This window comes from Streptococcus pseudopneumoniae, from assembly GCF_001070815.1.
Lineage (GTDB): Bacteria > Bacillota > Bacilli > Lactobacillales > Streptococcaceae > Streptococcus > Streptococcus pseudopneumoniae_P.
Genome location: NZ_JVLX01000038.1, coordinates 47,109 through 58,426 on the forward strand (window position 1 = coordinate 47,109; position 11,318 = coordinate 58,426).

The following is an 11,318-nucleotide window of genomic DNA, read 5'->3' on the forward strand; positions in this document are numbered from 1 at the left end:
AAAATATGAGATACTACTTAAAAGAAGAATTTTTAAATGATATTAATCAGAAAAATGCTGGGAACAAAGCACGTAATGATGTTGAAACTGTGTTGAATGAGTTGGGATATATCCCTTTAAGAGTATTGGTTGATGATTGGTATAAAATGAATGTACTCAAGGCACAAATACATAAGTATCAAGCATTATCAAATGCATTTAAACTTTTAAAAAGAGGCGATGAGATTGTTATACAATTTCCATTATTACATCATTCTTTACTGTTTAGTAATTTACTAAAATCCCTTAGAAAAAAAGGAGTTAAAACCTATTTTCTGATTCATGATTTAGAAACTTTACGTTTTGTAAATGCTGAAACATTACCTTTTAGAATGAAATTACGTATGAAAATTACGGAGGGATCTTCTCTACATAATGTAAATGGTATTATTGCTCATAATGAAGTAATGAAAGGCGTATTGGTTAATAAAGGAATTCGGGGAGAAAAAATTACTAATTTAGAAATCTTTGATTATTTAATTCCAGATTTTATAGAAAAAACTAGTTTAAGAAAAGAACAACCAATAATTGTTGCAGGAAATTTATCACAAGATAAAGCAGCATATCTATACTCATTACCTATAGAACCACAATTTAATTTATATGGTGTTGGGTTTGATGAGTCTAGGAAGTTATCTAATGAAACCTACTTTGGTTCATTTCTTCCAGATGAACTTCCATCAGTATTGGAAGGAAGTTTTGGTTTAGTTTGGGATGGTGACAGTTCTGAGACTTGTAGTGGATTTTTTGGAGAGTATCTACGCTATAACAATTCTCATAAAGCGTCACTTTATTTGGCTTCTGGTTTCCCTATCATTGTTTGGAAGGAATCTGCTTTGTCTCATTTTGTCTTAAAGAATAATTGTGGTATCACAGTTGATTCTTTGTTTGACATACAAGAAACAATCAATAATATTTCGGAAGAAGAATATCAAGAGTTAGTAGAAAATGCACAAAAGGTAGGAAATAATATAAGATCAGGATATTATTTGAAAACAGCTTTAGAGAAACTAACTAAATAATTAGTTTAAATTCACTAAGTAATGTATCATTTGTCTCTGATTACTAATTAGAAAAATTCTAATTTAATATAGAAAGGTAGTTCGATTATGAAAGGTATTATCCTTGCAGGAGGTTCAGGAACTCGCTTGTATCCTTTGACTCGTGCTATATCCAAACAACTGATGCCGGTTTATGATAAACCCATGATTTATTATCCTCTATCGACACTCATGTTAGCTGGTATCAAAGATATTTTAATTATCTCTACTCCTCATGATTTACCTCGTTTTAAAGAGCTGCTTCAAGATGGTTCGGAGTTGGGAATTAATCTTTCTTATGCGGAACAACCTAGTCCAGATGGTTTGGCCCAGGCCTTCATTATCGGTGAAAAATTTATTGGAAATGACAGTGTCGCCCTAATTTTAGGAGATAATATTTACTATGGTCCTGGTCTATCTAAAATGCTTCAGAAGGCTGCTAATAAGGAGAAAGGTGCAACTGTTTTTGGATATCAAGTTAAGGATCCTGAAAGATTTGGTGTTGTGGAATTTGATGAGGAGATGAATGCTGTTTCTATTGAGGAAAAACCAGAACATCCTCGTTCCAATTATGCAGTGACCGGCCTTTATTTCTATGATAATGATGTTGTAGAAATTTCAAAAAATATTAAACCAAGCCCTCGTGGTGAATTGGAAATTACAGACGTAAACAAAGCATATCTAGAACGTGGAGACTTATCAGTTGAGCTAATGGGGCGTGGTTTTGCTTGGTTAGATACTGGAACTCATGAAAGTTTATTAGAGGCGTCACAGTACATTGAGACAGTGCAACGGATGCAAAATGTTCAAGTGGCAAACTTAGAAGAGATTGCTTATCGTATGGGTTATATCAGCCGTGAGGATGTATTAAAGTTGGCGCAACCTCTTAAGAAAAATGAATACGGACAATATTTGCTCCGTTTGATTGGAGAAGCATAGATGACAGATAATTTTTTCGGTAAGGCGCTTGCGGTTCGTAAGGTCGAAGCTATTCCAGGTATGTTAGAATTTGATATCCCTGTTCATGGTGATAATCGTGGCTGGTTCAAAGAAAATTTCCAAAAGGAAAAAATGCTCCCTCTTGGTTTCCCAGAGTATTTCTTTACAGAAGGAAAATTACAAAACAATGTATCCTTCTCACGTAAAAATGTTCTCCGTGGTTTACACGCAGAACCTTGGGATAAGTACATTTCTGTAGCAGATGGTGGGAAGGTTCTGGGTTCTTGGGTTGATCTACGCGAGGGCGAAACTTTCGGAAATACCTATCAAACAGTAATTGATGCAAGTAAGGGTATCTTTGTTCCCCGTGGTGTGGCTAATGGATTTCAGGTTCTATCAGATACAGTCTCTTATAGCTATCTGGTCAACGATTATTGGGCATTAGATTTGAAACCTAAATATGCCTTTGTCAATTATGCAGATCCAGAATTAGGAATTGAGTGGGCCAATCTTGCTGAAGCAGAGGTTTCAGAGGCAGATAAAAATCATCCACTACTTAAGGATGTAAAACCTTTGAAAAAAGAAGATTTGTAAAAAAGGAAAGACTATGACTGAATACAAAAAAATTATCGTGACAGGTGGAGCAGGTTTTATCGGTTCTAACTTTGTTCATTATGTTTACAAGAACTTTCCAGATGTTCACGTGACAGTATTAGACAAGTTGACTTATGCTGGAAATCGCTCTAATATTGAAGAAATTTTAGGTGATCGTGTTGAGTTGGTTGTTGGAGATATTGCTGATGCGGAGTTGGTAGACAAGTTGGCTGTTCAAGCAGATGCTATCGTTCATTATGCAGCGGAAAGTCACAATGACAATTCACTGAATGATCCATCACCGTTTATACATACTAACTTCATCGGAACCTATACTCTTTTGGAAGCAGCTCGCAAATATAATATTCGCTTCCACCATGTATCGACAGATGAAGTTTATGGGGATCTCCCTCTCCGTGAGGATTTGCCAGGACATGGTGAAGGTCCAGGTGAGAAATTTACTGCTGATACCAAATACAATCCTAGCTCTCCATACTCATCAACCAAGGCCGCTTCAGACTTGATTGTAAAAGCCTGGGTACGATCATTTGGTGTCAAGGCAACGATTTCTAACTGTTCAAATAACTACGGTCCTTATCAACACATTGAAAAATTCATCCCACGTCAGATTACCAACATCCTAAGTGGAATTAAGCCAAAACTTTATGGTGAAGGTAAGAATGTTCGTGACTGGATTCATACCAATGACCATTCTTCGGGAGTTTGGACAATCTTGACAAAAGGTCAAATCGGTGAAACTTACTTAATCGGGGCTGATGGTGAGAAGAACAACAAGGAAGTTTTGGAACTTATCCTTAAGGAAATGGGCCAAGATGCAGATGCCTATGATCATGTAACTGACCGTGCAGGACATGACCTCCGCTATGCCATCGATGCCAGCAAACTTCGTGATGAACTAGGATGGAAACCAGAGTTTACTAACTTTGAAGCAGGTCTCAAAGAGACCATCAAGTGGTACACAGACAACCAAGACTGGTGGAAAGCAGAGAAAGAAGCTGTTGAAGCCAATTATGCTAAGACTCAGGAGATTATTACAGTATAAAAAGCAGGAAATCGCTGCTTTTTATTGCTATATTGGGAAGAGTTATAAAATTGAAAGGTATAGAGATGATTTTAATTACAGGATCAAAAGGTCAATTAGGAACTGAACTTCGTTACTTATTGGATGAGCGTAATGAAGAATACGTAGCAGTAGATGTGGCTGAGATGGATATTACAAATGAAGAAATGGTTGAGAAAGTTTTCGAAGAAGTTAAACCGACTTTAGTATACCACTGTGCTGCCTACACCGCTGTTGATGCAGCAGAGGATGAAGGGAAAGAATTAGACTTTGCTATCAATGTTACGGGGACAGAAAATGTCGCAAAAGCATCTGAAAAGCATGGTGCAACCCTAGTTTATATTTCCACCGACTATGTCTTTGACGGTAAGAAACCAGTTGGAGAAGAGTGGGAAGTTGATGATCGACCAGATCCACAGACAGAATATGGACGTACAAAGCGCATGGGAGAAGAGTTAGTTGAGAAGTATGTGTCTAATTTCTATATTATCCGTACTGCCTGGGTATTTGGAAATTACGGTAAAAACTTTGTTTTTACGATGCAAAACCTTGCGAAAACTCATAAGACATTAACGGTTGTAAATGACCAGCATGGTCGCCCAACTTGGACTCGTACCTTGGCTGAATTTATGACTTATCTAGCTGAAAATTGCAAGGAATTTGGTTACTATCATTTATCGAATGACGCAACAGAAGACACAACTTGGTATGATTTTGCAGTTGAAATTTTGAAAGATACAGATGTGGAAATCAAGCCAGTAGATTCAAGTCAATTTCCAGCAAAAGCTAAACGTCCGTTAAACTCAACAATGAGTCTGGCTAAAGCTAAAGCTACTGGATTTGTTATTCCAACTTGGCAAGATGCCTTGAAAGAATTTTATAAACAAGAAGTAAAAAGTGATATTAACTAATTTGAATCCTGGTCGTTAATGAACTCCCCACGAAAATAATAGATATAATATTCTCATGACAACAGCTTTGCAGTGTGTAAGAAATGAGTTAGATTAAAGAATTAAAACTGTTTCTCAGATGCTATTTTCAAATATGATTAATAATTCCTTGACTACCTAATGTAGTTGAGGTTTTTTGATATTATTCATATTTTTGCAAAACTGTTGTTTAAAAAATAATTTTCTAAAATTCAGAAAATTCTATTGACAGGACTTTAAAAAGGGTCTATAATGGATAGAAAAACAAAGGAGAATACTATGAAAACAAGGAAAGTATTGGCTCTTGCGGGAGTCACTTTATTAGCTACAGGTGTCTTAGCGGCTTGTTCTGGTGGTTCTGCTACTAAAGGAGAGCAGACTTTTGCATTTACCTACGAGACAGACCCAGATAATCTCAACTACTTAACAACTGGTAAGGCAGCGACTGCTGACATTACTAGTAATGTAATTGATGGATTGCTTGAAAATGATAAATACGGGAACCTTATTCCCTCAATGGCAGAGGATTGGTCAGTTTCTAAGGATGGCTTGACTTACACTTATAAGATTCGTCAGGATGCCAAGTGGTACACATCTGAGGGAGAAGAGTATGCTCCTGTTAAGGCTCAGGACTTTGTGACAGGTCTTAAATATGCGACAGATAAGAAATCAGAAGCCCTATACTTGGTACAGGATTCAATCAAAGGTTTGGATGCATACGCTAAAGGGGAAAATAAAGATTTCTCTCAAGTTGGGATTAAAGCTCTTGATGATCAAACAGTCCAATACACTTTGAACAAACCTGAAAGTTTTTGGAATTCTAAAACAACTATGGGTGTCTTAGCGCCAGTCAATGAAGAGTTTTTGAACTCAAAAGGGGATGATTTTGCAAAAGCAACAGATCCAAGCAGTATCTTGTATAATGGTCCTTATTTGTTGAAATCCATTGTAACCAAATCTACTGTTGAATTTGCAAAAAATCCTAATTACTGGGATAAAGACAATGTCCATATTGACAAAGTTAAATTGTCATTCTGGGATGGTCAAGATACTAGTAAACCTGCAGAAAACTTTAAAGATGGTAGCCTTTCAGCAGCTCGTCTCTATCCAACAAGTGCAAGTTTCGCAGAACTTGAGAAAGAGATGAAGGACAACATTGTCTATACGCAACAGGACTCTACGACTTATGTAGTAGGAACAAACATTGACCGTCAGTCCTATAAATATACCTCTAAGACTAGTGAAGAACAAAAAACTTCAACTAAAAAGGCTTTGTTAAACAAGGATTTCCGTCAGGCTATTGCCTTTGGATTTGACCGGACAGCTTATGCTTCTCAGCTAAATGGACAAACTGGAGCAAGCAAAATCTTACGTAATATCTTTGTTCCACCAACATTTGTTCAAGCAGATGGAAAAAACTTTGGTGATATGGTCAAAGAAAAATTGGTGACTTACGGGGATGAATGGAAGGATGTCAACCTTGCTGATGCTCAAGACGGTCTGTACAATCCTGAAAAAGCTAAAGCAGAATTTGCTAAGGCTAAGACTGCTCTTCAGGCAGAAGGAGTACAGTTCCCAATTCACCTAGATATGCCTGTTGATCAGACAGCAACTACAAAAGTTCAACGTGTCCAATCTATGAAACAATCCTTGGAAGCGACTTTAGGATCTGATAATGTGGTTATTGATATTCAACAATTACAAAAAGATGACCTATTGAATGTTACTTTATTTGCACAAACTGCTGCTGGTGAGGATTGGGATCTTTCTGATAACGTTGGATGGGGACCAGACTTCTCAGATCCATCAACTTATCTTGACATCATCAAGCCTTCTGTAGGGGAAAATACGAGAACTTATCTAGGATTTGATTCAGGAAAAGACAATGAGGCGGCTAAGAAGGTTGGTCTCAATGATTATGATAAAATGGTCAATGAAGCAGGGGAAGAAACTACAGATGTTACAAAACGTTATAACAAGTATGCCGAAGCTCAAGCTTGGTTGACAGATAGTGCCTTAGTCATCCCAACAACTTCTAAAACTGGTCGTCCAATCTTGTCTAAGATGGTACCATTTACGATGCCGTTTGCCTTCTCTGGTAACAAGGGGACAAGCGATCCGCTCCTATACAAATACTTGGAACTTCAAGACAAGGCAGTCACTGTGGATGAATACCAAAAAGCTCAAGATAAATGGATGAAAGAAAAAGAAGAATCCAATAAAAAAGCGCAAGAAGAACTTGCAAAACATGTGAAATAAGATAAAAAGAAGTTAGTTATTCGCTAACTTCTTTTGGTTTATCGAAAACGAATTGAAACCTATCCTCACTTTCAAAGATTATCAAGCTAATTTTTTTGTAGAAAAAATCCTGAGTTTTTATTCTCAGGATTTTCTTTCATCTCACTGTTGTGGTTGTTGAACTTGTGGATTTTGTGGCGTTGGTTGTACTGGTTGTGTCGGTTGACCAGCCTGGCCAGCTTGTCCTTGATTAGGATCAGTTGCTGGAGCATTATTGGGTTGTTGACCAACTGTCGTACTTGCCTGTGTAGTTGAACTTTCAGCTGTTGTGCTTGGAGTTTCTACTGTTTGTGTTTGTTGTGTAGCTGGATTATTCCAAGTGTTCTTAGCACTATTTTGGAAGACGAATTCTCCATTTCGGAATAGGCCGTCTGGCATCGTCCAATCTCCAGGTTGGTCATCTTCTGATAGATACGATATCATTGAGCGATAAACCTTAGCAGCAACTAGGAAACCATCTCCAACGATTGGAGTTAAACGATTTGAGTAACCAGTCCATACAGCCATAGAATACTTACGAGTATAACCTACAAACATTTCATCTGGAGCTACGTAGCCAGTGTTCTTGATATACTTTTCAATTTCGTCGTCAGTATAGTTAGAAGTACCTGTCTTACCTGCTTGTGGAAGCCATGGTAGGTAAGCACCACGTCCGGTTCCGTAAGCTAAAACAGTTTTCATCATTTCGGTCATCATATAGGCAGTAGTTTCTTTCATAGCTCGTGTACCAGCATCAGAAAATTCTTTTTCACTACCATCACTGAAGACGATTTTATTGATATACATTGGTTTGTGGTAAATACCACCATTAGAAAAGGCGGCATAAGCAGCAGCCATTTTTTCACTACTTGCACCGTACTGTTTGTTGGATTCAGTTGTGTTACTTGAAATGGCGTTTGCATAATGCATGCTTGGATAGTCGATACCAAGACCATTAAGGAAGGTTTTAGCTCTATCTAGACCGACCTTATTCAAAGTCTCAACGGCTGTGACATTTCGTGATTGTTGAAGAGCATACTGGATTGTAATGTTTCCAAAGTAGACATGATCCCAGTTGTAGAGTGGAGTATCAGTGCCAGGATAGTTATAAGGAACATCATGTACAATAGACGCAGTAGAGTCATAGACTCCATATTCTAAAGCGGGAGCATAGTCAGTGATTGGTTTCATAGAAGAACCCCAGTCACGATTGGTCTCCACAGCCTGGTTGGTGCCGAATGAAACATTACTTGCTTGATGACGGGCACCTAACTGAGCAATGACTTTACCATTTGTTACATCAACGATAGTGGAAGCTACTTGAAGTTCATCATCTGGATAAGCAACGTACTCATCTGTATTGTAAACATCCCAAAGTCTCTGTTGAACATTTTTGTCGACATTAGTATAGACTTCCATACCTGTGGTAAGAAGGTTGTAGCCCGTTTCTTGTTCGACTTGGTCGATTACTTCTTTGAGGTAGTTGTCCATATAGGCAGGGTAACTATTGGCTGACTTCAAGCTTTGAAGTCCATCAGTGATAGGCGTATTAATAGCTTTTTCGTAATCTTCTGCACTGATATATTTCTGTCCCTTCATTTCTGAAAGTACTAAGTTCCGACGCTCTAGAGCAGCTTCTGGGTGGGAATATGGATCATATTGGTTTGGGGCTTGAGGAATTCCGGCTAGGAGTGCTAACTGTGGTAAGCTTAAATCCTTCAAGTCTTTTCCATAGTAATTTTCGGCTGCGGTTTGCATTCCATAGTTACCGTTAGACATGTAGACTTTGTTGATGTAGTAGGTCAGGATTTCTTGCTTGGTTGCTTTTTGTTCTAGTTGAACGGCCAGCCAAGCTTCTTGGGCTTTACGTGACAAGGTTTGGTCAGCAGTTGAAGTAGAGAAATAAGTTAATTTAATTAATTGCTGAGTCAAGGTCGAAGCCCCTTGTAGCCCTCCTTTCCCTTGGAGGTTTCTCAATGCTGCCCCCATGATACGAATGGTATCAACACCTCTATGATCAAAGAAACGGTGGTCTTCGATTGAGACGATAGCTTTAACCAAATCAGTGGGAATTTCATTGGCTTGAGCATTTACGCGACGTTCAGAACCAAGGTCAGCAATCAGTTCGTTCTTATTGTCATAAATCTTGCTAGAAGTTGTCGCGACTAGTTTACTTTCAGATAAGGCTGGAGCCTTGCTAACAAAGTAGAGGAAGACACCACCACCTAATAGAAATAAAGCGATAAATAAGGTAAGGAATGTAATTCCCATATACTTTAAAAATCGCAGAATAATTTGTTTATTCATCTTGTTTTACCACCTAGTAAATGTTCTTTGATAATATCGAGATAGGGAATTTGAGGGAAAGCTCCTTGCTTTACTAAATATCCGTATTCTTGAATATATCCAAGTGGCATTGATTTCTGCCCCTTATCTTGATGATAAAAGCGAATTAAATCAAGTGCCGGCAACAAATAAGTTTCTTGTTGAGAAGAAAAATGAAGCAGTACGAAGCAAATGCCCTGCTGTTCTAGAACTTGTTCCATATGTTGAATCTGGTGAAGATGGAAGTTCTTCATTGGGATAGCATTTTTTTGCCGCGTTTCTTTAGCTTCAAAGTCAATGTAATATCCTCTATACACGCCAGAGTAATCTGTTGTGGAAGCTTGTCTAAAATAGGCTTCTACAATTTTGGCCCGACTACGTTGAGGATAGTCTACTCGAACGATCTGAACAGGCGTTGGCTTTTTATGGATAACTGCCATGCCATGCGTTAGATAGTAGTCGTTGGTAGCGTTAATCATCTTTTCAAAAGTCATTCCTCTATTTGCGAAATTTTTTGGTTGAGAAATGGATGTTTGGCTTTTTTTCGATGAAATTTTATGAGGATAGTTGACCATATTTCTCCTTATTGGTACAATAACATCACTCTATTATACCATAAAAATAGAAAGAAAGGTGTAAAAATGACTACAGCTTTAATTATGGGATATTCTAACTTTGACTTGGGTTTATTTAATGAAAAAGATATCAGATTAAAAATCATAAAGAAAGCCATTCGCCGTGATTTAGAAAGTTTAGCAGAAGAAGGGATTAAATGGCTGGTTTTTACAGGAAACTTGGGATTTGAATCCTGGGTGCTAGATGTCGCAAATGAAATGAAAGAAGAATATGATTTCAGCCTAGCGACCATTTTTGATTTTGAAACACACGGGGAAAATTGGAATGAAGCGAATCAGCTTAAACTTAACCAATTTAAGCAGGTCGATTTTGTCAAATATGCCTATCCTAAATATGAACACATGGGGCAACTACGAGACTACCAACGATTTTTGCTGGAAAATACTGACTTAGCTTATTTTTTCTATGACCCAGAAAATGAAACCAAATTAAAATTTATGGACAATTTGATGAAAAATCAGGCAGGTTATCGCATAAAAAGGTTAACGTTTGAAGACTTAAATGAGCTAGCAGAAAATTTTTCTGAAAAGTAAGCCTTTGACCTTGATTTTTGTTTGCCTTTTTTTATATAATAATACTATTAGAAACCGAGAATGGAGAGAGAGATGGCAAGTATTATTTTTTCAGCGAAAGATATTTTCGAGCAAGAGTTTGGACGTGAAGTCCGTGGGTATAGTAAGGTTGAAGTTGATGAATTTTTGGACGATGTCATCAAGGACTATGAAACTTATGCTGCTTTAGTCAAGTCTCTCCGTCAAGAAATTGCAGAGTTGAAGGAAGAATTGTCTCGCAAACCTGAATCTGCACCGGTTCAAGCAGAACCACTTGAAATGACAGCTACAACTTCTATGACGAATTTTGACATTTTGAAACGTCTAAATCGTCTTGAGAAAGAAGTGTTTGGCAAACAAATTTTGGATAACTCTGATTTGTAAGAGATTATTTGAAAAGTGCAATTTTTGGATAATCGCGTGAGGAGAATTTCTTTTCATGAGGAAAGTCCATGCTAGCACAGGCTGTGATGCCTGTAGTGTTTGTGCTAGGCGAAACCATAAGCCTAGGGACGAGAAATCGTTACGGCAGTTGAAATGGCTAAGTCCTTGGATAGGCCAGAGTAGACTTGAAAGTGCCACAGTGACGGAGTCTTTCTGGAAACGGAGAGAGTGGAACGCGGTAAACCCCTCAAGCTAGCAACCCAAATTTCGGTCGGGGCATGGAGTACGCGGAAACGAACGTAGTACTCTGATTGCTATCAGCTGTAGGCTGTTAGTGGTAGACAGATGATTATCGAAGGAAGTGATCCTAGTCACTTCTGGAACAAAACATGGCTTATAGAAAATTGCATATAGGTTGGGGCTGAGAAATTTTCTCAACCTCATTTTTTAAAGTGGACATATAGAAAGGTCTTATAAGACTGAAAATGAAAAAAGAATTTAATTTAATCGCGACCGCTGCGGC

At 37.9% G+C, this 11,318-nt stretch carries 10 protein-coding genes and 1 other RNA gene; 9 read left to right on the forward strand and 2 right to left on the reverse strand.

Going from position 1 to position 11,318, the window contains the following annotated elements:
- The first annotated feature begins 5 nt into the window (after window positions 1-5).
- From ADG81_RS04670 to ADG81_RS04695, 6 genes are all read left to right on the forward strand, one after another.
- Entirely contained in the window at window positions 6-1,061 is a 1,056-nt protein-coding gene (locus ADG81_RS04670) for a sugar transferase (protein WP_049551054.1), read from the forward strand.
- An 87-nt stretch (window positions 1,062-1,148) separates the two neighbouring features.
- Window positions 1,149-2,018, forward strand: a complete 870-nt coding sequence (rfbA, locus tag ADG81_RS04675; protein WP_000676151.1) for a glucose-1-phosphate thymidylyltransferase RfbA — start codon at window positions 1,149-1,151, stop codon at window positions 2,016-2,018.
- A complete protein-coding gene (locus tag ADG81_RS04680; protein ID WP_004257085.1) occupies window positions 2,019-2,612 on the forward strand; it encodes a dTDP-4-dehydrorhamnose 3,5-epimerase family protein in 594 nt (197 codons plus the stop codon). It begins immediately after the preceding gene.
- 13 nt (window positions 2,613-2,625) lie between these two features.
- Window positions 2,626-3,675 carry a dTDP-glucose 4,6-dehydratase gene (gene rfbB, locus ADG81_RS04685; protein WP_004257082.1) on the forward strand — a complete coding sequence of 350 codons (1,050 nt, stop codon included), beginning with the start codon at window positions 2,626-2,628 and terminating at the stop codon, window positions 3,673-3,675.
- Window positions 3,676-3,740: 65 nt separating this feature from the next.
- Entirely contained in the window at window positions 3,741-4,604 is an 864-nt protein-coding gene (rfbD, locus tag ADG81_RS04690) for a dTDP-4-dehydrorhamnose reductase (protein ID WP_049551057.1), read from the forward strand.
- A gap of 297 nt (window positions 4,605-4,901) precedes the next feature.
- Window positions 4,902-6,881, forward strand: a complete 1,980-nt coding sequence (locus tag ADG81_RS04695) for a peptide ABC transporter substrate-binding protein (RefSeq protein WP_049551055.1) — start codon at window positions 4,902-4,904, stop codon at window positions 6,879-6,881.
- Between the two features lie 141 nt (window positions 6,882-7,022).
- Here ADG81_RS04695 and pbp1a read toward each other — a convergent pair whose 3' ends face one another.
- Together pbp1a and recU are read right to left on the reverse strand one after the other, a co-directional pair.
- Complete coding sequence (pbp1a, locus tag ADG81_RS04700) at window positions 7,023-9,206, reverse strand: penicillin-binding protein PBP1A (protein ID WP_049551056.1); 2,184 nt, start codon at window positions 9,204-9,206, stop codon at window positions 7,023-7,025.
- The gene (gene recU, locus ADG81_RS04705; RefSeq protein WP_000248752.1) at window positions 9,203-9,799 is read right to left on the reverse strand and encodes a Holliday junction resolvase RecU; all 597 of its coding nucleotides are present in this window, start codon (window positions 9,797-9,799) and stop codon (window positions 9,203-9,205) included. Before recU ends, pbp1a begins: the two co-directional genes overlap by 4 nt.
- Before the next feature lie 66 nt (window positions 9,800-9,865).
- On the opposite strand from recU, the gene ADG81_RS04710 reads away from it, so the two are divergent.
- The 3 genes from ADG81_RS04710 to rnpB all read left to right on the forward strand — a co-directional run bounded on the left by ADG81_RS04710 (window position 9,866) and on the right by rnpB (window position 11,197).
- Window positions 9,866-10,393, forward strand: coding sequence for a DUF1273 domain-containing protein (locus ADG81_RS04710; RefSeq protein ID WP_000205316.1), 528 nt, complete (start codon window positions 9,866-9,868; stop codon window positions 10,391-10,393).
- Window positions 10,394-10,465: 72 nt separating this feature from the next.
- A complete protein-coding gene (gene gpsB / locus ADG81_RS04715) occupies window positions 10,466-10,795 on the forward strand; it encodes a cell division regulator GpsB (protein WP_000146534.1) in 330 nt (109 codons plus the stop codon).
- 20 nt (window positions 10,796-10,815) lie between these two features.
- An RNA gene (gene rnpB, locus ADG81_RS09140) (RNase P RNA component class B) lies at window positions 10,816-11,197 on the forward strand.
- Window positions 11,198-11,318: the final 121 nt, after the last annotated feature.

Bases quoted from the DNA above. Each gene is read 5' to 3' on its own strand.
- ADG81_RS04695 (WP_049551055.1), top strand. From the start codon at position 4,902: ATGAAAACAAGGAAAGTATTGGCTCTTGCGGGAGTCACTTTATTAGCT.
- ADG81_RS04710 (WP_000205316.1), top strand. From the start codon at position 9,866: ATGACTACAGCTTTAATTATGGGATATTCTAACTTTGACTTGGGTTTA.
- rfbA (WP_000676151.1), top strand. From the start codon at position 1,149: ATGAAAGGTATTATCCTTGCAGGAGGTTCAGGAACTCGCTTGTATCCT.
- rfbD (WP_049551057.1), top strand. From the start codon at position 3,741: ATGATTTTAATTACAGGATCAAAAGGTCAATTAGGAACTGAACTTCGT.
- recU (WP_000248752.1), bottom strand. From the start codon at position 9,799: ATGGTCAACTATCCTCATAAAATTTCATCGAAAAAAAGCCAAACATCC.
- rfbB (WP_004257082.1), top strand. From the start codon at position 2,626: ATGACTGAATACAAAAAAATTATCGTGACAGGTGGAGCAGGTTTTATC.
- ADG81_RS04680 (WP_004257085.1), top strand. From the start codon at position 2,019: ATGACAGATAATTTTTTCGGTAAGGCGCTTGCGGTTCGTAAGGTCGAA.
- ADG81_RS04670 (WP_049551054.1), top strand. From the start codon at position 6: ATGAGATACTACTTAAAAGAAGAATTTTTAAATGATATTAATCAGAAA.
- pbp1a (WP_049551056.1), bottom strand. From the start codon at position 9,206: ATGAATAAACAAATTATTCTGCGATTTTTAAAGTATATGGGAATTACA.
- gpsB (WP_000146534.1), top strand. From the start codon at position 10,466: ATGGCAAGTATTATTTTTTCAGCGAAAGATATTTTCGAGCAAGAGTTT.